Source organism: Caldicellulosiruptor sp. DIB 104C (assembly GCF_028198085.1).
Taxonomy (GTDB): Bacteria; Bacillota; Thermoanaerobacteria; order Caldicellulosiruptorales; family Caldicellulosiruptoraceae; genus Caldicellulosiruptor; species Caldicellulosiruptor saccharolyticus.
This window is the reverse complement of the sequence record NZ_CP116337.1, coordinates 1,595,459-1,620,283: the sequence shown is the minus strand read 5'-3', so window position 1 is coordinate 1,620,283 and position 24,825 is coordinate 1,595,459. Positions and strand designations below refer to the sequence as shown.

19 protein-coding genes and 1 tRNA gene are annotated in these 24,825 nt (G+C 34.7%); 15 read left to right on the top strand and 5 right to left on the bottom strand.

All coding sequences use genetic code 11. From position 1 onward, the window contains the following. Positions 1-4: 4 nt before the first annotated feature. Complete coding sequence (locus tag PGC14_RS08155; protein ID WP_271628638.1) at positions 5-2,470, top strand: MBL fold metallo-hydrolase; 2,466 nt, start codon at positions 5-7, stop codon at positions 2,468-2,470. 535 nt (positions 2,471-3,005) lie between these two features. On the opposite strand, the gene PGC14_RS08150 is transcribed toward PGC14_RS08155, so the two are convergent. Then, a complete protein-coding gene (locus PGC14_RS08150) occupies positions 3,006-3,764 on the bottom strand; it encodes a DUF3800 domain-containing protein (protein WP_011916575.1) in 759 nt (252 codons plus the stop codon). A gap of 518 nt (positions 3,765-4,282) precedes the next feature. Then, positions 4,283-4,358 (bottom strand) — tRNA-Arg (locus tag PGC14_RS08145). A gap of 205 nt (positions 4,359-4,563) precedes the next feature. On the opposite strand from PGC14_RS08145, the gene PGC14_RS08140 reads away from it, so the two are divergent. The 5 genes from PGC14_RS08140 to PGC14_RS08120 all read left to right on the top strand — a co-directional run bounded on the left by PGC14_RS08140 (position 4,564) and on the right by PGC14_RS08120 (position 10,299). Beyond that, positions 4,564-5,697, top strand: a complete 1,134-nt coding sequence (locus tag PGC14_RS08140) for a dienelactone hydrolase family protein (protein ID WP_271628637.1) — start codon at positions 4,564-4,566, stop codon at positions 5,695-5,697. A gap of 22 nt (positions 5,698-5,719) precedes the next feature. After that, a complete protein-coding gene (locus tag PGC14_RS08135; protein ID WP_039766944.1) occupies positions 5,720-6,091 on the top strand; it encodes a sensory rhodopsin transducer in 372 nt (123 codons plus the stop codon). Positions 6,092-6,117: 26 nt separating this feature from the next. Further along, positions 6,118-8,148 carry a beta-galactosidase gene (locus PGC14_RS08130; protein ID WP_271628636.1) on the top strand — a complete coding sequence of 677 codons (2,031 nt, stop codon included), beginning with the start codon at positions 6,118-6,120 and terminating at the stop codon, positions 8,146-8,148. A 158-nt stretch (positions 8,149-8,306) separates the two neighbouring features. Beyond that, entirely contained in the window at positions 8,307-9,554 is a 1,248-nt protein-coding gene (locus tag PGC14_RS08125) for a putative DNA modification/repair radical SAM protein (RefSeq protein WP_039766939.1), read from the top strand. Between the two features lies 1 nt (position 9,555). Next, a complete protein-coding gene (locus PGC14_RS08120) occupies positions 9,556-10,299 on the top strand; it encodes a TIGR03915 family putative DNA repair protein (RefSeq protein WP_271628635.1) in 744 nt (247 codons plus the stop codon). Between the two features lie 144 nt (positions 10,300-10,443). Here PGC14_RS08120 and PGC14_RS08115 read toward each other — a convergent pair whose 3' ends face one another. Continuing rightward, a complete protein-coding gene (locus tag PGC14_RS08115) occupies positions 10,444-11,478 on the bottom strand; it encodes a hypothetical protein (protein ID WP_271628634.1) in 1,035 nt (344 codons plus the stop codon). Positions 11,479-11,653: 175 nt separating this feature from the next. Between PGC14_RS08115 and PGC14_RS08110 the strand changes: the two genes are divergently transcribed. The 4 genes from PGC14_RS08110 (at position 11,654) to holA (ending at position 17,239) form a co-directional block, all read left to right on the top strand. Further along, complete coding sequence (locus PGC14_RS08110) at positions 11,654-13,036, top strand: NAD(P)/FAD-dependent oxidoreductase (RefSeq protein ID WP_271628633.1); 1,383 nt, start codon at positions 11,654-11,656, stop codon at positions 13,034-13,036. 97 nt (positions 13,037-13,133) lie between these two features. Continuing rightward, complete coding sequence (locus PGC14_RS08105; RefSeq protein WP_271628632.1) at positions 13,134-13,973, top strand: PHP domain-containing protein; 840 nt, start codon at positions 13,134-13,136, stop codon at positions 13,971-13,973. Then, positions 13,970-16,225 carry a DNA internalization-related competence protein ComEC/Rec2 gene (locus PGC14_RS08100; protein ID WP_271628631.1) on the top strand — a complete coding sequence of 752 codons (2,256 nt, stop codon included), beginning with the start codon at positions 13,970-13,972 and terminating at the stop codon, positions 16,223-16,225. Before PGC14_RS08105 ends, PGC14_RS08100 begins: the two co-directional genes overlap by 4 nt. Before the next feature lie 9 nt (positions 16,226-16,234). Continuing rightward, entirely contained in the window at positions 16,235-17,239 is a 1,005-nt protein-coding gene (gene holA, locus PGC14_RS08095; protein ID WP_271628630.1) for a DNA polymerase III subunit delta, read from the top strand. A 61-nt stretch (positions 17,240-17,300) separates the two neighbouring features. Here holA and rpsT read toward each other — a convergent pair whose 3' ends face one another. After that, positions 17,301-17,600, bottom strand: a complete 300-nt coding sequence (gene rpsT / locus PGC14_RS08090) for a 30S ribosomal protein S20 (protein WP_011916586.1) — start codon at positions 17,598-17,600, stop codon at positions 17,301-17,303. 149 nt (positions 17,601-17,749) lie between these two features. Continuing rightward, entirely contained in the window at positions 17,750-18,694 is a 945-nt protein-coding gene (locus PGC14_RS08085) for an L-lactate dehydrogenase (RefSeq protein WP_271628629.1), read from the bottom strand. Positions 18,695-19,104: 410 nt separating this feature from the next. Here PGC14_RS08085 and PGC14_RS08080 point away from each other — a divergent pair, with 410 nt between their 5' ends. From PGC14_RS08080 to PGC14_RS08060, 5 genes are read left to right on the top strand one after another with little or no spacing between them, the layout of a single operon-like run. After that, on the top strand, positions 19,105-20,025 hold the full coding sequence (locus PGC14_RS08080; RefSeq protein WP_039766921.1) for an ABC transporter permease: 921 nt from the start codon (positions 19,105-19,107) through the stop codon (positions 20,023-20,025). Between the two features lie 22 nt (positions 20,026-20,047). Further along, entirely contained in the window at positions 20,048-21,025 is a 978-nt protein-coding gene (locus tag PGC14_RS08075; RefSeq protein ID WP_271628628.1) for an ABC transporter permease, read from the top strand. Positions 21,026-21,062: 37 nt separating this feature from the next. Further along, on the top strand, positions 21,063-22,079 hold the full coding sequence (locus PGC14_RS08070) for an ABC transporter ATP-binding protein (RefSeq protein WP_039766917.1): 1,017 nt from the start codon (positions 21,063-21,065) through the stop codon (positions 22,077-22,079). Between the two features lie 56 nt (positions 22,080-22,135). Further along, on the top strand, positions 22,136-23,101 hold the full coding sequence (locus tag PGC14_RS08065; RefSeq protein WP_039766915.1) for an ABC transporter ATP-binding protein: 966 nt from the start codon (positions 22,136-22,138) through the stop codon (positions 23,099-23,101). Between the two features lie 56 nt (positions 23,102-23,157). Further along, positions 23,158-24,762: a peptide ABC transporter substrate-binding protein gene (locus PGC14_RS08060; protein WP_271628627.1), complete on the top strand. Its 1,605-nt coding sequence runs from the start codon at positions 23,158-23,160 to the stop codon at positions 24,760-24,762. Positions 24,763-24,825: the final 63 nt, after the last annotated feature.

Genomic DNA, 24,825 nt, shown 5'->3' with positions numbered 1-24,825 from the left:
AAAAATGGAGATAGTTTTCTTAGGCGGTGCAAAAGAGGTTGGTGCATCTTGTGTTTTAATAAAAACAGGTGGCAAAAACATCTTAATTGACTCTGGCATAAGAATGAAAGAAGACAAGCTCCCAAACTTGCAGCTTCTTCGAGAGCTTGGTGGGGCTGATATCTGTCTTATTTCACATGCTCACCTTGACCACATAGGAAGTCTTCCGCTTATTGCAAGAGAATATCCCCATATATTCTTCTATACTAATCAGCCAACAAAAGATTTGGTGAAAGTGCTTTTGTACGACAGCTTAAAGATTATGGACTCAAAAGAAGATGAGATTCCTATCTATGCAGAAAAGAATGTTGAAGATTTGCTGGACAGGACAATTACCTACGGGTTTAATTATACATTTGAGCCTTTAGAAGGGATAAAGGTTACTTTTTTCCCTGCGGGACATATCCTTGGTGCTTCGATGATTTTTATACAAACTCAGGAAGGGAGCATTCTATACACTGGAGATTTTTCCACTGAAAAGCAGCTTACTGTTGACAAAGCATCAGTTCCTAAAATAAGACCAGATGTTGTAATTTGTGAGTCAACCTATGGTGACAGGCTTCACACAAACAGAAGCTATGAGGAAGAAAGATTATTTAACAGTATATATGAGTTTATATCAAAAGGTGGTAAGGTATTAATTCCTGCATTTGCAATTGGAAGGGCTCAGGAGATAATTTTGATTTTAAGAAACTACATGAAAAAGAAAAAGGTAGAGTTCAATGTATTTATTGATGGAATGGTAAGAGAAGTCATAAGAGTTTATAAAAACAATCCAACCTTTTTGTCTTCAAGATATTACAAAAAAGTATTGAAGGGTGAGGAGATTTTTTTATCAGAAAACATCAATGTAATTACTGACAAAAAGCAAAGAGAAGAAGTTATTTCCTCCTCAAACCCATGTGTTATCATTTCCAGCTCAGGAATGTTAACTGGTGGTCCTTCTGTATTCTATGCAGAGAAGTTAGTAGAAAATCAAAATGCGCTGATTGCAATTACAGGGTATCAAGACGAAGAATCTCCGGGCAGGAAACTTCTTGAGCTGACTGAGCTTCCAGAGAGTGAGAGAAAGATTGAACTAAATGGCAAGGAATATGAAGTAAAGTGCAAGGTTGAAAAGTATGGTCTTTCTGCGCATGCAGACAGGGATAGTATATTAGGATTTTTAGCAATGCTAAAACCAAAAACTGTGGTTTTTGCTCATGGAAGTGAGGAAGCAATTTCGCAACTTTCAGATATGGCAATAAAAGAGATAGAAGCTGCTGTTTTAATTCCGCAAAATGGTGAGGTAACTACAGTTTCAATTGAAAAGCCAAGAAGACAGCTTTCATTTTTCAATGTCAGAAAACTAAGCAACATTGAACCACTGAATGAAGAAAATATCAAAAGTTTATGGGAATATCTTCTTGAAAGCAAACAAGAAGCAAATCATATTACAGCAGAGCATGCAATTCTGATTTGGAATGGGAAACAGTTTTTAGAAAGAGATGAGGTAAATAGGGTATTTGAACTTTTAAAATCTTCCCCATATTTTGAGCAAAATCCACGAAAACCTTATCTTTTTAGGATTTTGTCAAGAGCTGAAGTTGAAGACAAGCTGAAGCCAAAGCCTATGGAACAAAACAAGATGAGAGAGCTTGCTTTTGAAATGTTTAAAGATTTTGGACTTTACAAAGTTGGAATGGATATCGAAAATGTTGTTGTGACCTTTTATTTTAACTTTCCACACATAGCAAATAGGCTTGAAGATAAAATAAAAGAGTTTGAGGAAAAGACCCTGTGGAAGGTAGAGGTAAATCCAAATATAAATCTAACATATGCTCAAAAATATCTACAAAAGTTATTAGAAGATGAAGGTGTTAAGCTTTTAAAATTTTCATACAATCCTGTGATAAATGCTATTGTAGTAAAACCAAACAAAGAATTTGATTCGATGAAGGAGCTGTGCTCTAAATTTCTTGATGAGACAGGCATTGAGCTTATATTTGACATTGAAAATAAAGAGGATTGTACAGCAAGACTTCAAAATAAAGACAGGATGGAGCAGAACAAGGCTTTGCTTTTGATAGACCTGTATTTTGAAAATGAAAAAGACAAGGTTTACAAGAAGAGCATAAAAGAGGGTGGAAAATACATTGAACTATCATTTGTAACACCCTTTGTTGCAGAAAAGTACAAAGATAAGCTTAATGAACTTTCACAAAAAACTGGCTGGGAGATAAGGATTTCACAGACAATAAACCAGGTCGAAATGGTAAATATTTTGAAAGATATTTTAGCTAAGTATAATATTGATTTAATTAAAAATCCAAGTATTTATCCCTCAATAAGAGAAGTTAGGATAAAATTAGCAGGGGAGATAGATAGTAATATTGTAAATGAAATTGCAAATGAGTTTTATGATAGAACAGGATTTTATTTAAAGATTTAACTTACCGCTCTACAGCCTCACCTGATTTGTTATAGTTTACACAACAAAAACTGAGGTCATGGTTTATACTCAAACTCCTTCAAAAAAGACAATGAATATTTTCGCAGTGCTGCCAAGTAATGATTATTGTTATAAAGTTGCTGAAATACGAAAGAAAAAATGATGGGAAAATTTAGCTTTTTTTATTAGAATGCCACTTACCCGTTTTTGTCGACGCTTGCCGTTTTCATCTCTAATAGTATCAAAAACTACACTATATATGCTACCTCACTTTCTGATGTGTTCGCGCATTCTCAAACCTCCAACTTTACAAAATAATACCATATGGAATTATGGGCAACGTTATAACGCAATATAACACAAAATAAAAAATTTTTTTGACTAAATTGCTGTTGTGAGGTATAATTAAATTAAAAGATGAAAAAATAAATAATAAGTAGGTTAAAAACCTGCGTTCAGGAAATAGCGCCACTGATATCCGAAACCCTCACCAAGTGTGAGGCGCATCCTCAAAAAGAGGATAGGACTCAGGGCGCTATTTCGTTTTATATACCTTTTTTGATTTTTTAAAATCGCAATACCAAATATGAAAATGCATACTACAATCTTTTCTATGATATGATTTCAAAGTTGCTAATCCCGCTTTTTGAGCTATATACAAAGCTAATTCTTTTTTAGCTGAACTTGCACCTTCTTTTTTGTCCATATCATTCCAATGAAAACCTATTGCACCAGTCAAAATATCAGTAGCTTGTATTAAGTCTACTTCATGAGATTTTCTTGCCTCAATATGTCTTACTATATCCATATCTAATTTATGCTTTTTTCTAAGTCCTCTGTTAAGTATAATTTGTAAACTTTGTAGTCTGTACTTATAAGAGTTTTTTCTGTCATCTGGATAAATTATATAACGGTAATTTGGGTTGATATAATGTAGCAGCAACTGATAATACATTTTGTAAAAGCCTAATTCTTCATCTCCTTTATTGTACTTTTTGTTGTCCATTAGGGATAAATCAACCACTATACACCTATAAGCCATTTTCTTTTCTCCTATGAATTTGAAGATTATATCTACAAGCTTTTTGTACTCTACTAATTTTCCTTTAGAAACCTTACCCCACTTAAGTTCACTATACATATTATGTTGTGTTCTATACTGTTTAATGGTTTCTTCTATTTCTTTTAAATTTTCATACAAAACCCATAGCCCACCGATAATCATGTATCTATTTTTATTTTGTGAGCTTTCATCACAATAGATGTGTATTAAAGGTAGTTTTCCTTTTTTCATTGCGATGTTCCTTTCTACGATGAAGATATAGCAAAAAGTTATATTCCCCCAACATACTTCTTCGACGTGTTGCTTTTTTAATTAGATTTAGTTGACGAAGTAGACATCTCATTTATATATTCATGATTTTCATCTCTTAGTGTCACCTTTGAAATGTTTTTATTAAAACCATTTTCGCAGATTATTAAGCCTTAAATAACACATAACTATTGCCTTGATGATTGTTAAATTATTTTTAAACTCACGGCGCAATCCTTAAAGCTGCTTTGTCGGTTTGGGGCAATCCAGATGGTCTTGTTGTGTCATTCAATGATACAAGGGTTTGATTGGGAAAAATAGCTGCATATACAAAATTATATCACATTTAACGACACAACGCAAAACAAAAAAGCTGAGCATTGTGCTCAGCTTAATTTGTTGTATTCTATTATTTCTTGTTATTGCATAGTGTATGTTTGCAAAATGTTAGAAAATGCAAAGTATTTTAAATCTTACGGGCTTAAAACCCTTGCTATCTCTGGCACGCCCGGGGGGACTCGAACCCCCGACCACAGGATTCGAAGTCCTACGCTCTATCCTCTGAGCTACGGGCGCATCTTCATATTTTCATTTAAATTATAAAATCAAATGTGCAAAATTGCAACTCTTTCTTGTACATCTTAAAATCCTTATATCAATCTTAAAATTCAATGCTCTAAAGTAGCTTAACAGCTCTCGAACTTATTGATATAATATAGACAAATTCTGATGGAAAAATAAAAATTAGTAAACCCAAAAGCTTGAAAGGAAAAGAACCAAAATGGTTGAATTATTCGAAAGGTATTTTGGAATTCATAATAAACCGAATGTCTCTGCACCACACTGGGCAAAGTCAATTTTGGATTCATGTGACTTTGAATTTCAAAAAAGTATAGTTGAAAAACTACAGCCTTTGCTATATTTGAATTTGGAATTGTGCTTTGTTGAAAGAAACAAAAGAGAGATACACTATGAAGCCTTCACAGAAGAATTAATAACAGCTAACCTAAATGGTATTGAATCAGAAGCAGCATTTTTAAAACCATCCAATTCAAATCCACCTTATCCTGTTATTGTAGTTTTGCATGATCATGGTGGATTTTATTACTACGGCAAAGAGAGAATCTTTATGGATGATAGTACACAGCCTTTTTTAAGAGAGTACAGAGAAAAGTTTTATTCATCGTCAATGTGGGCTTTTGACCTACTTGAAAGAGGGTTTGCAGTTTTCTGCCCTGATGCGTTTTATTTTGGAAAGAGAAGGTTCCCACAAGAGCTAATAAAGATATTTGTTGATAATAAAACCTATGAACAGCTGACAAGTCTTGCTGAGGGTAGCTATGAATTTATTAAGCTTTTTAATAGAATTTCCTCCGAGCTTGAAGGGATAATATTTAAGAATATCAATTTTTACGGAACAAACTGGTCAAGTATTTTAATTAATGAAGACATTGCATGGCTAAATTACCTATTGAAAAGAGAAGATGTTGATAAAGAAAGAATTGCGTGTATGGGTTTTTCTTTGGGCGGTTTTAGAACTTTATTTTTAAGCGCTTTGAAAAAAGAGATAAAGGCAAGCTTAGTAATAGCTTTTATGTCTGAGTTTTCAAAAATGCTGGGTCAAACTTCAAGGCATACATTCATGGTACATATCCCCAGCTTTACACGCTTTTTAGACTTGCCAGATATAGCCGGGCTTATCCTTCCAAGAAAACTTTTTGTGAAGCAGTGTAGCGAAGATTCTTTATTTCCAGTTGATGCAATGAAGAGTGCAGTAGCCAAGATTGAAGAGTATTATAGCAGAGCAGGCTGTAGACACAATTTTTCGTACAAATTTTATCCAAATCCTCATCAATTTAATTCATACATGCAAAAAGATGCGTTTGATTATTTGTTTTTAAATATTCAAAAATAAAAATGTTTGGGAGGTTTTGTAAATGAAAGCCTTGGGCAAAAAAGTATGGGTAATCCCTGATGGATACATTCCATCTGAGGGTTCAATGTCAATCCCTGGGCATGAGTGTCTGTGCATAGTAAATACTGGAGATGTTGATGCAAAGGTGAAACTCACAGTCTTTTTTGAAGACAGAGACCCAATTGAAAGTGATTATTTTGTTGTCAAGGCAAAAAGAACAATTCATGCATGGCTAAACAAGCCAGAGCTGATAGGAAATCTTGTTATTCCAAAAGAGGTTCCGTATTCTTTAGTGGTTGAAAGTGACCAAAACATTGTTGTTCAGATGTCACGCTTGGATACACGACTTGGTAATATGGCGCTCTTAAGTGTAATTGGATTTCCAATTGAATAAACACCAAAAAAGGAGGCTTTGTTTCTATGGCTAAAATCAAACTGAAAAAATTCCTTTATGGCGGAGATTATAATCCTGACCAGTGGTCAGAAGATGTTTGGGAACAAGATATTGAGTTTATGAAGTATTACAATGTAAATGCAGTGTCAATGCCAATATTCTCATGGGCTCAGCTTCAGCCAAGTGAGGACAAGTTTACGTTTGAGTGGCTTGACAGAATAATTGATAAGCTCTATTCAAATGGTATTCACGTCATCTTGGCAACACCAACAGCTTCACAACCTGCGTGGCTGTCAAAAAAGTATCCTGACGTATTGCCTGTTGATATTCATGGAAGAAAGAGAAAACATGGGGCAAGGCAAAACTACTGCCCTAACAGCAAAAACTTCCAAGAGGCTGCAAAAAGAATTGTTGAAGAGATGGCAAAAAGATACAAAGACCATCCAGCAGTTATAATGTGGCATATCAGCAACGAATATGGTCCTTACTGCTACTGTGAAAACTGCGCTAAAGCCTTTAGAGAGTGGCTAAAAGAAAGATATAAAACATTGGATGAGCTTAACAAGAGATGGAACACAGCTTTCTGGGGACATACATTCTATGATTGGGATGAGATAGAAGTTCCATCGTATCTGAACGAAGAATATGAATATATGCCAGGCAGACAAAAAAGCTCATTCCAGGGACTTTCGCTTGATTACAAAAGGTTTATGTCTGATTGTTTGCTAAATCTTTATAAGATGGAAGTTGAGATTATCAAAAAATACATGCCAGATGTGCCTGTTACAACAAACCTTATGGGTCCATTTAAACCACTCGATTACCATAAATGGGCACAGTATATGGATGTAGTTTCGTGGGACAATTATCCTTCTATCAAAGACTCTCCACATTCTATAGCTTTCAAGCATGACCTTATGCGAGGACTTAAAAGGGACCAGTCATTTATATTAATGGAACAGACACCAAGCCAGACAAATTGGCAGTGGTATAATTCAGCAAAACGCCCTGGAATGATAAGACTTTTGAGCTACCATGCAATAGCTCATGGTGCGGACTCTGTTTTGTATTTCCAGTGGAGACAGTCGGTTGGGTCGTGTGAAAAATTCCACTCTGCAATGGTACCGCATGCTGGGCACTTGAATACAAGGGTTAGCAAAGAGCTAAAACAAATTGGCGATGAGCTTTTGCGCTTAGATGAGATTTTAGAATCAGTAAACAAAAGCGATGTAGCACTTTTGTTTGACTGGGAAAACTGGTGGGCACTTGAAGAGAGTATGGGATTTAGAAATGACATTTCGTATTTAGAGCACATTGATTCGTATTACAAGGCTTTGTATAAACTCAAAACAAACGTAGATGTTGTTGACCCAACCGAAGATTTATCAAGGTATAAACTTGTTGTTGCACCACTTTTGTATTTGCTCGATAGCAATACTGCAAAGAATATAGAAGAGTACGTGAAAAACGGAGGAATATTTATTACCACCTTCCTATCAGGTCTTGTTGATGAGAACGACAGGGTAATTCTTGGAGGATATCCTGGCTGGTTCAGAAAACTTTTGGGAATCTGGATTGAGGAGATTGATGCGCTCTTTCCAGATATGAAAAACGCAATCATTCTTGAGAAGCCACTTGGAACACTTGATGGCAGGTATGAGTGCGACTTTATATGTGATGTCATTCACTCAGAAGGAGCAAAAGTGCTTGCTTATTATGAGCAGGACTATTATAAAGGGATGCCAGCTATTTTGGAAAATACATATGGCAGTGGCAAGTCAGTGTATATAGGTACAAGACCAGAGCAAAAGGTTATAGAAGGACTTATCAAGTACTATGCTGATATGGCTGGTGTAAAACCAATTTTGCCTGTACCAGAAGGTGTTGAGGTTACAAAACGAACAAAGGATGGAAAAGAGTATATTTTCCTTTTAAATTTCAATAATTACGATGTATGTATTGAGTTGCCACAAGAATTCTATGAACTGATAACGCAAAAGCTATTTGGTGGCAGAGTAGTTCTGAGAGCAAAAGAAGTTATGATATTAAGAAAATAAAGCATTTTTAACCGCAATTTGCTAATTATATGGGACTCTTCAAATTGTTTTTTGAAGGGTCCCAGTTTTTTTGATATGACCTTAAACTATTGAAATAGAATATATATTCGGTTATTATATAGTTATGAAGTCAAAGAATAAACAAAGAAGTGATTGAAATGGATATTCTTGAAAAACTTCAGATACTGGGTGCAGCAGCAAAGTACGATGTTTCTTGTGCATCCAGTGGTAGCAAACGAGAAATAAATTATGGTATTGGTTCAACTTTTACAGCAGGTATTTGCCACAGCTGGACAGATGATGGCAGGTGTATATCTCTTTTGAAGATTCTCTTTACAAACGAATGCATCTTTGACTGTGCCTATTGTATCAATAGAAAGAGCAATGATATAAAAAGGGCAACTTTTACTCCTCATGAAATTGCTGAGCTTACCATGAATTTTTACAAGAGAAATTACATTGAAGGGCTTTTTCTAAGTTCTGCTATCAAAAACTCTCCTGACTGGACAATGGAGATGTTGTATAAAACGGTATATCTTTTGCGACACAAGTATCAGTTCAATGGATATATTCACGTAAAAGCAATCCCATATGCATCACTCGATTTGATTAGGAAAACAGGTTTTTTAGCTGATAGAATGAGTGTCAATATTGAACTTCCGTCTGAAAAGAGCCTGAAGCTTCTTTGTCCAAACAAAACAAAAGAGAGCATTTTAAAACCAATGGAGTTTATAACAAGAGTAGGTGAAGAAGAAAGAAATTTTGTCTCAGCAGGTCAAAGCACTCAGATGATAATAGGTGCAACAGAAGATAGTGATCGAAAGATTATTACACTCAGCCAGCATCTTTACAAAAAATTTAAGCTCAAGAGAGTTTACTATTCTGCCTATACACCTGTGAACAATGATCCAAGAATTTTGAAAGTTGAAAAACCTCCACTTTTAAGAGAACATAGATTATATCAAGCAGACTGGCTGATTAGGGTTTATAATTTTTCTGCTGATGAGCTTTTTGAAAAGGATGAAAACCTTGACCTTGAAGTTGACCCAAAAGTAATGTGGGCACTCAGACACCTTGACAAATTCCCCGTTGAGGTAAACAAAGCGAGTTATGAAGAGCTGATAAGAGTGCCGGGAATAGGAATAAAAAGTGCGAGAAGGATTATCAAAAACAGAGTATTTCATTCTCTTGACTTTGATGACTTGAAAAAGATAGGGGTTGTCATAAAAAGGGCAAAGTTTTTCATAACCTGCAATGGTAAGACTTATGAAAGACATTTGATTGATCTTCAGCCAGAAAAAATAAAATTGCAACTGACAGAAAAAGCAGTGGCTCAGCAAAGAATGCAGCAGCTTTCCTTTTTTGATAAAGAGGTTTTCACATCAGTAATAACTGGGGAGATTTAGAATGTATAATGTTTTTTTGTATGATGGAACATTTGATGGGCTTTTGACATGTATAGATGAGATTTTATCCACACATATTAATGAAGATGAAGTTGTCATTGTAGAAAAAGACAAATATCAACCAATGCTTTTTGATAATCCAGTTTATGTAGCTTTGGATAAAAATAGAAGTCAGGAACTTCGGCAAAAGGTAATAAATGCTTCTGGTAAGGTTACTTTTAAAAAGATATATTATTGTTTTCTATCTGAAGCTCAAAACAAAGAAACGTATATCTATAAGTATATAAAGCTTGTTTTAAAGCATGGCAAAAAAGTTAAATACCTTTACCATGATGATGTTGTCAATTTTGTTGAAAAGGCATCAAAGAATGTAAGCAGAGAAATAGGAAAGTATATGGGACTTATGAGGTTTAATGAAATAGAGGGTGGAGTACTTTATGCTCAATTTGAACCCACAAATGATATCTTGGTTCCTATTTCTTACTTTTTTAGAGAAAGATTGAAGAGTTTTAAATGGATCATACATGACAAAAAAAGGAGCAAACTTTCGATTTATGATACCAGAATGATAAAGTTTCTCAATGGAATGAATTTAAATGCAAGCTTTTCAGATAATGAGAATTTGTATCAAAAGCTGTGGAAACTTTATTTTAAGACCATGGCAATTGAAGAAAGAAAGAATTTAAAATTACAACGGCAAAATATGCCAAAGAAATATTGGAAGTATTTGATAGAAAAAAATTAGGTGTATACCTTGTTAGTTAAGGTATACACCTATCTTTTTGTACAACAACCATATTATATCTTATTTCTTCTTTATTAGAGGGGAGCAGTTTTTATATTTTGAGATTAATCTCACTTTTTCTTTCCGTTACCTTTATTCTCATTCTTATTTTTTTCTTTTTCTCTCTTTTTCTTTATTCTGTCCTTCCTGAATGTTCTGGTTCTTATTTAATATCCGTTCTTTCTCTTTTTCTTTATTTTGTTCTTTTTGAATATTTTGCTTCTTATTTTGAACTGGCAGTTTTAAAGAATTCTTCATTATATTTTCAATCTTTGTCAAGGTATCTATATATAAATTCTTAACTTCAGTAATTTTGTTAACCTTTTGCTGATAAAGAGCAATTAAGTCATTCAAGGTAGCTACCATCTTGTTATAGTTATTTTCTTTTTTAGCTTGTTCATATTCTTTTGTCTTTATCTTTATTTGATTGTTTATTTGTTCTATTTGATATACCTTATCTTTTACAGTTGGCTGGACTTGGTCCGCTAAAAGCTTTATTTGGTAAACAGCTTGTGCCACAGTTGCTTCATTTTCATTTTTGTAAGCTTCTTGGTAGACTTTAAGGTCATTTAATTTTTGGGTAAGCTGTTTTGAGTACTCATCAATTTGTGAGGATGAAAGCTTTTTATTATTTATTTCTTTTTTGATTTGGGAAATTAGTTTATTTGCCTCATTGATTATCTTTTGCAGCTCTTGATTAAAGAATTTTTTGTCGTATCTTTGAGCAGCTGCGATATAACTGTTAATTTTTGCGCGCAGATGATTTACCTCAGCGTTGATTTTATTAAATTTTGATTTCAGCTGATTAATTTGTAATATTAACTTGGAGATATTCTTCTTTTGCTCTTTTGTTAACTTTTCAGACTCCTTAATGGTTATATTATCGTTGCTAATTGGTGGAATAACCTCTGGACCGCTTACACTATAGGTAGAATTATAGGTTGTCGATGATGTTGAAGAATTGGTGGTGTTTGTAGTTGTTTTATAAGTTGAGTTTACTGTTGTGGTATACGTTGCACTGACTACAGTTTGATTATTTGTTGCAACTGATGAAGTTGTGTTTCCCTCTGCAAAAACAGGTAGTATTATTGAAAGTCCGAATACCAGAACTATTAGCAAAGTGACAAACTTTCTTTTCATAAGGAATAAACCTCCTTGTTAAATTTTCTCTTCCTAACTTATATAATAACCCCATACATATATATTTTTCTTTTCTTTTATGTTAAAAAAGTGTGTAAAATTATGATAGACAAATGTCCCATTTTGATGTAATATTTCAAAGAGAATTTAAATTTCAAAAGGGTGAAAAACAGAAATGAAGTACGATGTTATCATTGTAGGAGCAGGACCATGTGGAATATTTACTGCATATGAGCTTGTAAAACAAAACAAAGATGCAAAGATAATTATGTTTGAAAAAGGAAGAGACATTGAGTCACGCGAGTGCCCAAAAAGAGTTACAAATGTCTGTGTTGGATGTAAACCTTGCAATATAACAACAGGCTTTTCTGGTGCGGGGGCTTTTTCTGATGGTAAACTTTCACTTTCTCCAAATGTAGGAGGAAGAATTCAAGAGTATGTTGGTCAGAGCAAAGCATATGAGCTAATAAAATACGTAGACAATATATACCTTGAAAACGGGGCTGACACAAAGGTTTATGGCACAAATAGTCAAGTCATTGAAGAGATTAAAAGAAAAGCAACTGTTGCAAACCTCATGCTTGTCGAAAGTCCTATAAGGCATTTGGGCACTGAAGAGGCAAAAAAGATATACAAAAGACTTCAGGATTTTCTTCTAAACAACAATGTTGAGATAAAATTTAAAACTCCTGTCAAAGACTTGATAGTTGAAAATAACAAGGTTATAGGTGTTATAGCAGAGGATGAAAAAAGCTACCTTGGGAAAAATGTGGTTGTATGCGTTGGTCGTGAAGGTGCAAGCTGGCTTTCTAAAGTAATAGAAAAGTACAATATTCCGTGTGATAACAATAGAGTTGACATAGGTGTTAGAGTTGAGACACCTAATCACATTTGGAAAGGCATTACTGAGCACCTGTATGAAAGCAAATTTATTTATTATACAAAAACCTTTGATGACAAAGTAAGGACATTTTGTATGAACCCGGGCGGCTATGTTGCAGTTGAGCACTATGACAACTTGGCAGTTGTAAACGGCCACAGCTATAAGAACATCAAAAGCGACAATACAAACTTTGCATTGCTTGTCTCGAAACACTTTACAGATCCGTTCAAAGACAGTATAAAATATGGAAAGTACATTGCAGAACTTGCGAATATGCTATCTGGTGGCAAAGTTCTTGTGCAGCGGTATGGTGACTTTATTAGAGGAAGAAGGTCTAACGAAGAGAGAATAAGGAGAAACTCTGTTGTTCCTACATTGCAAGATGCAGTTGCAGGGGATTTGAGCCTTGTTTTGCCTTACAGAATTATGCTTGATATAAAAGAGATGATAGAGGCTTTAGACTATGTTGTCCAAGGTGTTGCCTCGTTTGATACACTACTTTATGGTGTTGAAGTAAAGTTTTATTCAAATGAAGTAAAAGTAAAGCAGAACTTTGAATGTACAACAATCCAGAACCTTTATTTTGGAGGCGATGGTGCAGGAATTACAAGGGGGCTTATGCAGGCAAGTGTAAACGGTGTTTTGATTGCAAGAGATATTGCAGCAAAGCTATAAAAAAATGATTTTTTGGCAGAGGTGGTCATTTTTTGACCGCCTTTTTCAATATTTAATATTTGCGATATAATAGTTTGGAAAAAGAGGTGAGAATGTTTTGATAGACTTGCACGTCCATACAACTTTTTCAGATGGAACATATTCGCCAGAGGATGTTGTTGAGCTTGCAAAGGAAAAGGGACTTTTTGCTATTGCAATTACTGATCATGACACAACAGATGGTGTAAAGATTGCTTTGAAAAAAGGACAGGAGATTGGAATAAAAGTTATTAGCGGGGTTGAAATTAGCGCAGATTTTGAGATTGAGATGCATATATTAGGACTTTTTATAGATGTCGACAATACCTCTTTGCAAGAAAAATTAAAAATGCTTGAGGTATTCAGAAAGGAGAGAAACCCAAAAATAATAGAAAAACTAAGAAAGATGGGATATGACATTTCAATGGAGGATGTTGAGAAGGTTGCCTCAGGTGAGGTGATAGGAAGGCCTCATATTGCCCGTGTGCTTGTCCAAAAGGGATATTTTGACAGTACAAAGGCTGTGTTTGAAAATCTTTTGGGGTTTGGGAAACCTGCATATGTAAAAAAGGAAAAGCTAAAGCCATATGAAGCAATTAGGGCTATAAAAGAAGCAAAAGGAATTGCAATCTTGGCACATCCTCACAAATATTTGTACCTTGAAGAAGGTCCAGAAAATGTATTTGAAGAGCTAAAAGAATATGGCTTAGACGGAATTGAGGTTTATCACTCGGATCACACGGACAAAGAGACAAGAGAACTTTTAGAGACTGCAAAAAAGCTTGACTTAATTGTGAGCGGCGGAAGTGACTTTCATGGAGCTAACAAACCTGATATTGAGATAGGAATTGGCAGAGGTAATTTGAATATAGAAGTAGGGATTTTAGAGGAGTTGGAAAGAAAGGTAGCAGGAAGATGAAAAGAGGAGCTTTGTTTTTGGCTGTGTTTCTAATTACTGGCATTGTGCTTGGAAGGAATTTGCCCACCATCAGTTTGTTATTTCTTTTTCTTGCTGTATTGACGTTTGGCTTTTTCACTTTGAATTTTTATTTTTTGAAAGAAAAAAAGATTGACATGATGCTCTTTCTATTAGCAATAGGTCTTTTTGTATATGCTTCTTTTAGAACATTTTATATCTTTAACTTTTTCGAACCAGAAGTTTCTTTGGATAATGAAGAAGTTACTATTATTGGTAAGGTTTCTTCGTTTCCAGAGATTAGCAAAGACAAAGTTGTTTTCTATTTAAAGACAAGAGTAAATAAGAGGTATGTAAACATAAGAATTACCACTAATATAGAGAAAAAATTTTATTATGGAGATATTGTAAAGGTATATGGCAAACTGAAAATACCAAGAGGAAAGACCAGCAGGTATGGATTTGATTATAAAGAGTACTTAAAAGCTAAAGGCACTTTATATACTCTTTATGCTAAAAAGCTATATATTGTTTCTACATCTCACAATATTCTAACTTATCTTGACATGTTCTCAAGCAAATTAAACCATCTTATAAATAATTCTTTTAAAGCTGAAATATCATCACTTTTAAATGGTTTAATCCTTGGCAATAAATCTACAATTCCTGATGATATATACAAAGATTTCCAAAGAAGTGGGCTTGCGCACCTTCTTGCTGTTTCAGGTGGAAATGTAGGTGTGCTTTGTGCATTTGTTGAGATTTTCTTTAGAAGAGTTTTAAGAGTTTATGGAAGAGGAGTAAATCTAATAATAATTGGCGTTATAGTCATATTTGCAATCATAACAGGTCTTTCTCCCTCAGTTGTGAGAGCCTCTATTATGGCAATAATATATTATCTTGGCAGAATAATCTATAGAAATCCAGACACATTAAATAGTTTAGCAGTAGCCGCAGTTTTAATGCTGGTTATAAATCCTCTTTACCTTTTTGACATTGGATTTCAGCTCTCTTTTTTAAGTGTGCTCTCTATAGTAATTTTTTACAGAAGAATATATGAGTATTTTATAAAGGTCAAAGTTCCTACAAGTATATCTTCACTTTGCGCAGTTTCAGTCTCAGCCCAAATTTTGATTTTGCCACTTTTAGCTTACTACTTTTGTGAAGTTTCATTGATTTCCTTTTTGACAAATCTCATTGCGGTACCCTTAGCAGGAGCGCTGGTACCAATAGGACTTGTGTATTACATACTTTTACTATTTGGAATAGACTTCATTGTACTAAAGTGGGTGCTATTAGTAATTGTCAAAGCTTTAATTTGGGTTTCACAACTGTCGCATGTGAGATTTTCATATATAAATATTGCATTTTGGGATGAAAAATTAATCATTGTTTACTACATATTTATTTTGATCCTATTTTATAAAAAGGTTATTCCAAAGTCTCTAAAACTTTTAATGTATTCAACTATTTCAGCTCTTATGCTAATATTTATTTTACAGGTAGTTATAAACTACAATAGACTAACTATCAGCGTGATTGATGTAGGACAAGGGGATAGCAATCTTGTAACATACAAAGGTTTTTCGATGCTCATTGATACAGGGCCGACCAACGAAGATTTTAGTTCTCTCAAGCGTATAGTTTTGCCATACATCTTGAAAAACAATGTCTCAAAGATTGATGTTTTGGTCCTTACACACAAACATAACGACCACATAGGTGATTTTGATTATCTTTTAAATGAGATGAAGGTGCGTGTAATTGTAACATCAAGAGAGGTTTATACTGAAAATATTGAAAAGTTAAAAGGAAGATATGTGGTTTTAATTGATAAATTAAAAGGGTTTTCTTATAAAGACTTAAAAGTCTTTTTCTTTCCACCAATTGAACGAGACCTAAATTCGTCTGTGGTCACGAAGATTGTTTTGGGGAACTTCAGTATGCTTTTTACTGGAGATGCTTCTTATGAGTCAGAAAAAGAATATATAAAGAAATTTAACCTTCGGGCAACTGTATTAAAAGTTGGTCATCATGGTAGTAATACTGCAACATCTGAGGAATTTTTAGAAAGTGTTGCTCCAAAGGTAGCAGTGATATCTGTTGGCAAAAACAACATATTTGGACATCCGTCGGAAGATGTTTTACGAAGGCTTGAAAAGAAAAACATAAAGGTGTTCAGAACAGATTTAAATGGTACAATTAAAATAGTAAAGACCAAAAATGAGGTTTTAATAAATCCTTATATGAGGTGATTTTTGAAAATGGACAAGTCAAAAGAGATAATAAAAGAGTTAAACTCTCAGCTTCTAAAAAAAGAGTTTAAAAAGATTTATCTTTTTTATGGTCAAGAAATCTTCCTCATTGATGAGTATACAAAGAGAATAAGTAGGGCAATTGTGAATGGCAATACAAACAACATTATAAGGTTTGATGGTGAGGATGCAAACTACAACGATATTGTAAACGAGATGATTTCAATATCGTTTGATTTGCAGCCACGAGTTTTGATATTCAAAAACTTTTTCAAATACAGCACAACAAACTCAAACTTGAATCTCTCTGGTATAGTTGAAAGACTAAAAGACTTTAACAGTGATAAAGTTTATATAATTTTTAAAGAGTATGAAGCAAAAGAAAATAAATTGTTCAACAGTTTAAAGTCAATAGCATTTTCTGCTGAGTTTACAACTCCTTCTATGCCAGACTTGATAAAATGGGTTCAAAACATCATGGCAAAGGAAGGCAAAGTTATTTCAGAGAACATGGCACAAGAGATTATTATGCACTACAACAAAGACATGCTGCTCATATACAATTACTTGCAGGTGCTTATTTCATACCTTGGCAAAAAGAGCAGACCTGCACATGAGGATATTCTAAAAACTTTAACAGACAATCCTCAAGACCACATTTTCCAGATGCTTGACGCTTTTGCAACAAAGGATGTTGAAAGTGGTTTTAGGTATTTAAAAGAGCTTTATCAACTTAAAACAAGTGTGAGCAAGATTCTTGCTCTTATTCTTCGTCACTTTAAAATACTTGGAATGATGAAAGAGTTGCAGGAGACAAATAAAAAACAGATTGCAAAACAGCTTGGTATACTTGAGTTTTTTGTTGACAAGTATAAAAAACAATCTGAGGCGTTTACCTTAGACAAGATTAAAAATATTATTCAAAGAACAATCGAATATGAATACATGATCAAAAGAGGACAAATTGATGACGAGACAGCACTTGAGATGCTTTTGTACCAGATTGTCAAATAAAAAGGTAATAAAAAATATAAAAAGGCTATCCAATAGAGAATAGCTGGACAGCCCTTTTTCTTTATTGAGCTTTCTTTTCTGGTTGTGGTGTAGACAAAGCAGCATACTTGTTGATTAGCTTCATTAATCTTGACTTTTTCCTTGAGGCATTGTTCTTATGGATAACACCCTTTGCAGCTGTTTGGTCAATTAGTTTTGCAGCTTTTGAATAGAGCTCTTTTGCCTTTTCAATGTCACCTGCTAATAGTGCTTTCTTTACTTCTTTGATAGCCTTTTTCATCTTAAACTTTTGAATTTTATTCTCAATAGTTCTGCGTCTTATAACTTTTATCTTCTTTTTTGCAGATTTTGTATTTGCCAACCCTTTTCACCTCCACTCAAAATTTAAGACTAATTGCTATTTTACCACGAGCAAAATAAAATTGCAACAGATGTCTTACCAGAAGTTAAAACAAAAAGGGTAAGGCTTTTAACCTTACCACCCATTACAAATTTATAACCGAACTTAATCTAAATATCAAGAGAATTTATTACGTTTTTGATAATTTGTGCAGAATTTTTTAGTTTTTCTTTTTCTTCATCTGTCAGAGGTATATCAAAAACTTTTGCAACTCCACTTTTATTTACAATTGCAGGGAGTGACAAAGCAACATCCTTTATTCCATATACATCATCAACTACTGAAGACACAGGCAAGATTGAATTTTCATCTCTTATAATTGCTTCGACAATTCTTCTTACTGCTAAGGCAATTGCATAGTAAGTTGCTCCTTTTCTTTCAATTATTTCGTAGGCAGCATTTTTGACCTTGTTAAATATTTCCTCTTTGACCTCAGGTGAGCAGTTCTTACCGCACAACAGACACTCTTGCATAAAATTCACACCACCGATGTTTGTGAGACTCCATGCTGCAATCTCGCTATCTCCATGTTCACCTAATATATATGCATGAACATTTCTCACATCAACTTGGCAATGCTGTGCCAAAAGATATCTAAACCTTGAGCTGTCTAAAACGGTCCCAGAGCCCAAAACCTGATTTTTTGGAAACCCTGATACTTTATACACAACGTAGGTCAGGACATCAACTGGGTTTGTCACCATCAGCAATATGGCATCCTTTGTATATTTAATAATATTCTCAACAATCGATTTTGTAACCTGTGCATTTTTCTTTGTCAAATCAAGCCTTGTCTCACCCGGCTTTTGATTTGCACCAGCTGTTATAATCACTATATCTGCATCTTTGCAATCTTCATAATCGCCCGCCCAGATTTTAACTGGCTTTACAAAAGATATTCCATGATTTAAATCCATTGCCTCTCCTTCTGCTTTTGCGCGGTTCACATCGATCAAAACAAGCTCTGTTGCAAGTCCCGCATCCATAATTGCAAAAGCTGTTGATGAGCCCACAAAACCAGTACCAACAATAACAATTTTACCAGGTTTTCTCACAAAGTATTCCTCCTATTTTATTGAACTTTTCTAGCTTAATTTTACCCTCAAAATAGGATATTTAAACTGACAAAAAAATTTTTTAAAACATAAAACAGTATAAATATAAAACGATTTTTTCTTTCCAATTGAATACCAATAATTTTAAGCCTTCATTTTTACGGGATAGAATAATTGAAAAATGAGAAGATAACTTAATAAGTATGAACAAATACATGCATACAATTCAAACGATTGAAAATTTTTTGATATATTCAGACAATTGAATGTGTTCACATGTATTGATTATGCAAAAACTTAGTGCTATAATAATCAACAGTAAATTCTGAATTAAATACTTTATAAATATTCAAACAATTGCATGAATATATACGTTTTATATAAAACTAATTCTAAAGGAGAGAGAAGAAGTGGCAAGATACATATTAAAGAGGTTATTATGGTCAGCTGTATCTCTGTTTGTAATTATAACTGTAACCTTTTTCCTTATGAGAATGATACCCGGTGGGCCTTTTACAGGTGAAAAAACACTACCTGAACAGATTTTGAAAAATTTAAACGAAAAATATGGCTTAAATCAGCCAATTGGTGTTCAATATGTAAAATATCTAAAAAGCCTTCTTCATGGTGATTTAGGAATTTCAATGAGAAACCAGGGAAGAACAGTAAATGAGATTATTGCTGAAACATTTCCGGTTTCCGCGAAGATTGGTATTATAGCGATAATTGTGAGTCTATTGGTTGGGATTCCTTTGGGAATTTGGTCGGCTGTGAACCAAGGAAAGTGGCAAGACCATCTTTCAATGGTGTTAGCTACAATATTTATAACAATACCTGGCTTTGTTCTTGCAATAATTTTAATGTACATCTTTGGTGTGAAGCTTCAACTTGTGCCTATAATGGGTTTAGATGAACCAAGAAGTTATATTCTGCCGGTGATAACCTTGGCAGCATATCCAATATCTTTTATTGCAAGGCTCATTCGAAGCAGTATGCTTGAAAGTTTGTCCCAAGACTATATAAGAACTGCAAGGGCTAAGGGACTTTCTAATTTTAAAGTTGTGTACAAGCACGCATTGAAAAACTCTTTAATTCCTGTTGTAACATATTTGGGACCGCTTATTGCAGGTGTTTTGACAGGTAGTTTCGTGGTTGAAAAGATTTTCTCAATACCGGGAATGGGAAGATTTTATGTTGATAGTATCTCAAATAGAGACTATTCGCTTGTAATGGGAACTACAATATTCTATGCTGCATTTTTAATATTTATGAATCTTATTGTTGATATCATCTATGTATTTATAGACCCACGTATTAAACTTGAGGACTAATTTTAAGGGGGCAAAGAAAATAATGGAGAATATATCAAGAGAACTTTTTGTGCCAATTTCAAAAGAAGAAAAACAACTTGAGACAATAGTCCGTCCAAGCATGAGTTATTGGCAAGATGCTTGGAGAAGACTCAAAGCCAACAAGGTTGCAATGGCTTCTATGTGGGCAATAATATTTTTTATAGTCCTTGCAATAGTTGGGCCAATGGTTATGCCATATAGGTATGATGAGCAGCTTCGTGGACAGGAAGCGTTAGCACCATCACTGAAACACTTATTTGGAACTGACGAGTTGGGAAGAGACCTTTTCGTAAGATGTTTGTATGGCATGAGAATTTCCTTGTCCATCGGTATAGTTGCGACAATTATAAATATTGTGATTGGTGTATTGTATGGCGGGATTTCAGGGTACATAGGTGGAAAAGTTGACAATATAATGATGAGAATAGTTGATATTTTATATAGCGTGCCCTTGATGATTTATGTAATTCTTCTTTCAGTTTCATTAAAACCTGCATTGGAGAAATTGTTTGACAAATACTCTTTTTTAAGCGGTCTTCAAACAGTAGGAGCACCACTTGTTTGTATCTATATTGCCTTGGGATTAACATATTGGATATCAATGGCAAGAATTGTTCGTGGCGAAATTTTAAGCCTAAAACAGCAAGAGTATGTTACTGCTGCGAAGACAATTGGTGCAAGTGGATGGAGGATTTTACTAAGGCACCTTATTCCAAACAGCATGGGTTCAATCATTGTTACGGCTACGCTGCAGATTCCAAGTGCTATTTTTACTGAGTCTTTCTTGAGCTTTATAGGACTTGGCGTTGATGCACCTGTTCCATCGCTTGGCTCTCTTGCATCTGATGGTATAAATGGCTTTATATCATACCCTTACAGACTATTTTTCCCGTCGCTCTTGTTGTGTTTAATAATATTGGCATTTAACCTGTTTGGCGATGGACTTAGAGATGCACTTGACCCAAGAATGAGAAAGTAATTATCTTCATAACTAATAGAATTTGAGGTGAAAGAAGTTGGCCAATAAACTGCTTGAAGTGAAAAACTTAAAAACCTCATTTTTTACACATGTTGGAGAAGTTAAGGCAGTAAACGATGTTTCGTTTGATGTATATGAAGGACAGACGGTAGGCATTGTAGGTGAATCTGGAAGTGGCAAGAGTGTAACATCAATGTCTATTATGAGACTTATTGCCCCGCCGGGCAAAATAATAGATGGTCAGATTATATTTGAAGGAAAGGACCTTTTAAAGCTATCCGAGAAAGAGATGAGAGATGTAAGAGGAAATAAAATCAGTATGATATTCCAAGACCCAATGACCTCTTTGAATCCTGTTTTCACAATAGGAAATCAGCTAATTGAAGCTATAAAGATTCACAATAAAGTTTCAACTGCCGAGGCTAAAAAAAGAGCAGTTGAGATGCTAAGATTAGTTGGAATTCCCAGTCCAGAAAGAAGACTTTCACAGTACCCGCATGAGTTTTCAGGTGGTATGCGTCAGAGGGTAATGATTGCAATGGCACTGTCTTGCAATCCAAAGCTTTTGATTGCAGATGAGCCAACAACTGCTCTTGATGTTACTATACAGGCACAGATATTAGACCTTCTAAAGAAGCTTCAGCAGCAACTAAAAATGTCTATAATACTTATCACACATGACCTTGGAGTTGTTGCTGATATATGCCAAAAGGTTATTGTTATGTATGGTGGGATAATTGTTGAAGAAGGAAGTGTTGATGATATCTTCTACAATCCAAAACATCCTTATACATGGGGACTTCTAAGATCTGTGCCAAAGATGCACTTGGGACTCAAGAAAAGGCTTGTTCCTATTGAAGGACAGCCGCCAGACCTTTTAAAACCACCAAAAGGATGTCCTTTTGCACCAAGGTGTGATTATGCAATGAAGGTGTGCTTAGAGGTACGGCCACCACTTTTTAATGTAGGGGATGGGCATCAGGCAAGGTGTTGGCTCAATCATGAATATGCTCCGCAAGAGTTACTAAGCAGTGCAAAGGTAGTAAATGAATAAAAACTGGGCCTAAGATTTTGTATTTGTCAATTTACCTAAAGAGGTAGGTGAAAAAATTGGATGAAATCCTTATTGAAGTAAAGAACCTTAAAAAATATTTTCCAGTAAGAAGTGGATTCGGCAAAAGGGCTTATATCAAGGCAGTAGACAATGTTAGCTTTTTTATAAAAAAAGGCGAAACGCTTGGTCTTGTGGGAGAAAGTGGATGTGGAAAGTCTACCACAGGAAGGACAATAATTAGACTTTATGAGCCAACAAGTGGTCAGATTATATTCAAAGGTGAAGATATAACAAAAAAAGACATGCTTCCTTACAGAAAATACATGCAGATGATCTTCCAAGACCCGTATGCATCACTAAATCCGAGAATGACTGTTGGAGATATAATAGGTGAGCCGCTTGAAATTCATAATATTGCAAAAGGCAATGAGAAAAAGGAAAGGGTCCAAGAACTGTTGAGGCTTGTTGGGCTGAATAGCGAACATGCAAACAGATACCCTCATGAATTTTCTGGTGGTCAGAGACAAAGAATAGGTATTGCAAGGGCATTGGCTGTTGAGCCTGAGTTTATAATCTGTGATGAGCCAATATCAGCACTTGACGTTTCAATTCAGGCTCAGATTGTAAATATGCTTGAAGACCTGCAGCAAGAGCTGGGTCTTACTTACCTATTTATTGCACATGACTTGTCAATGGTAAAGCATATAAGCAGCCGAGTAGGTGTTATGTATTTGGGAAAACTTGTTGAACTGGCAAGCAGCAATGAACTATATGAAAAGCCTCTTCATCCTTATACACAAGCGTTGCTTTCTGCAATACCTATTCCTGACCCAAAGATTTCAAGAGAACGAACAAGAATCATATTAGAGGGTGATGTTCCAAGCCCGCTAAATCCGCCAAGTGGTTGCAGGTTCAGAACAAGGTGCAAATATGCATTTGACAGGTGCAAGGAAGAAGAACCACAGCTAAAAGATGTTGGTTCTGGTCATTACGTAGCCTGCCATCTGATGGATAGAAAGTAAAGGTGGGCTACGTAAAGATAAATAAAAAAATTTCTTTTCAAGGAGGAGGATTTTTTATGAAAAAGCGTCTTATTGCCGCGTTTATACTTGTTATGTTTTTGGTGACAGGCCTATTTATTAACTCAAATTACAAATCAACAGAAGCTGCGGCAAAGCAGGTTTTGACTTACATCAATGGTGCTGAACCAAGGTATTTAGACCCAGCTTTAAATAATGCGGTTGATGGAGCAAACATCATCATTAATGTGTTTGAAGGTTTAACAAGAGTTAATGTAAAAGGCGAAACAGTGCCGGGCATGGCTTACAAGTGGACAGTATCTAAGGATGGTCTTACCTACACATTCTATTTAAGAGATGCAAAATGGTCAGATGGTAAACCAGTTACAGCATATGACTTTGAATATGCATGGAAAAGGGCATTAGATCCAAAGACAGCATCAGAATATGCTTATCAACTTTACTACATCAAAAATGGTCGCAAGTTTAATGAAGGTAAAGCAAAGGCTTCTGATGTTGGTGTAAAGGCTTTAAATGCAAAGACTCTGCAAGTAACATTAGAAGCACCAACACCATACTTTATTGATTTGACAAACTTCCCAACATACTTCCCTGTAAGAAAAGATATAGTAGAAAAGTATGGTGACAAATGGGCAACAAATCCAAAAACATATATAGGTAATGGTCCATTTATAATGACAAAGTGGGTTCATAACTCATACATTGAGTTCAAGAAAAACCCAAAATATTGGGATGCAAAATCAATAACACTTGAAAAGATTGTATATAAACTTTCAGAAGATGATAAAGCAAACCTCTTAGCATACGAAGCAGGACAAGTTGACGGTGCAGAATCTGTTCCAACAGAGGAGATACCAAGACTACTCAAAGAGAAAAAACTAAAAGTTTGGCCATTACTCGGCACATACTACTATGATGTTAACTGTAAGATAAAACCATTTAATGACAAGAGGGTAAGAGCTGCACTTTCACTTGCTATTGACAGGACTTATATTGTAGAGAATATAGGAAAGCTTGGTCAAAAACCAGCAACTGGATTTGTACCATATGGAATTAAAGGTATTTCAAAAGATTTTAGAATAGAGAGTGGTAATTATCTGCCAGTGAGAGCAGATTTAGCAAAAGCTAAGAAACTTTTGGCAGAAGCAGGTTATCCAAACGGTAAAGGTTTCCCAGAAATTGAAATTATCTACAACACAAACGAGGGACATAAGAAAATTGCAGAGGCTATTCAGAATATGTGGCAGCAGCTTGGTATCAAAGTCAAACTTTCCAATATGGAATGGAAAGTACTGCAAGACAGAAGACAGAAGAAAGACTACATGGTTGCAAGAGATGGTTGGATAGGCGACTATGTTGACCCAATGACCTTCTTAGATCTATTTACATCATACAGCGACAACAACAACACAAATTGGAGCAACAAAAAGTATGATGAGCTTATCGACAAGGCAAAGAGAACAACAGACAGAAAACAAAGAATGAAATACATGATGGAAGCAGAAAAGATTTTAATGGAAGATTATGCTGTTATTCCAATTTACTTCTATGTAAAAGGACAGCTTCTCAGAGACTACGTAAAGAACTACTACATCTCACCACTTGGATTTAACTACTTCATGTATGCTAAGATTGTAAAGTAAGAGAAAATGGAGTAAAATATAAAGGGAAGAGCTATTCAACAGTTGTAAATAGCTCTTCCCTTT

Coding starts and splice junctions, on each gene's coding strand:
- PGC14_RS08155 (WP_271628638.1), top strand. CDS start 5: ATGGAGATAGTTTTCTTAGGCGGTGCAAAAGAGGTTGGTGCATCTTGT.
- PGC14_RS08150 (WP_011916575.1), bottom strand. CDS start 3,764: ATGAAAAAAGGAAAACTACCTTTAATACACATCTATTGTGATGAAAGC.
- PGC14_RS08140 (WP_271628637.1), top strand. CDS start 4,564: ATGGTTGAATTATTCGAAAGGTATTTTGGAATTCATAATAAACCGAAT.
- PGC14_RS08135 (WP_039766944.1), top strand. CDS start 5,720: ATGAAAGCCTTGGGCAAAAAAGTATGGGTAATCCCTGATGGATACATT.
- PGC14_RS08130 (WP_271628636.1), top strand. CDS start 6,118: ATGGCTAAAATCAAACTGAAAAAATTCCTTTATGGCGGAGATTATAAT.
- PGC14_RS08125 (WP_039766939.1), top strand. CDS start 8,307: ATGGATATTCTTGAAAAACTTCAGATACTGGGTGCAGCAGCAAAGTAC.
- PGC14_RS08120 (WP_271628635.1), top strand. CDS start 9,556: ATGTATAATGTTTTTTTGTATGATGGAACATTTGATGGGCTTTTGACA.
- PGC14_RS08115 (WP_271628634.1), bottom strand. CDS start 11,478: ATGAAAAGAAAGTTTGTCACTTTGCTAATAGTTCTGGTATTCGGACTT.
- PGC14_RS08110 (WP_271628633.1), top strand. CDS start 11,654: ATGAAGTACGATGTTATCATTGTAGGAGCAGGACCATGTGGAATATTT.
- PGC14_RS08100 (WP_271628631.1), top strand. CDS start 13,970: ATGAAAAGAGGAGCTTTGTTTTTGGCTGTGTTTCTAATTACTGGCATT.
- holA (WP_271628630.1), top strand. CDS start 16,235: ATGGACAAGTCAAAAGAGATAATAAAAGAGTTAAACTCTCAGCTTCTA.
- PGC14_RS08075 (WP_271628628.1), top strand. CDS start 20,048: ATGGAGAATATATCAAGAGAACTTTTTGTGCCAATTTCAAAAGAAGAA.
- PGC14_RS08060 (WP_271628627.1), top strand. CDS start 23,158: ATGAAAAAGCGTCTTATTGCCGCGTTTATACTTGTTATGTTTTTGGTG.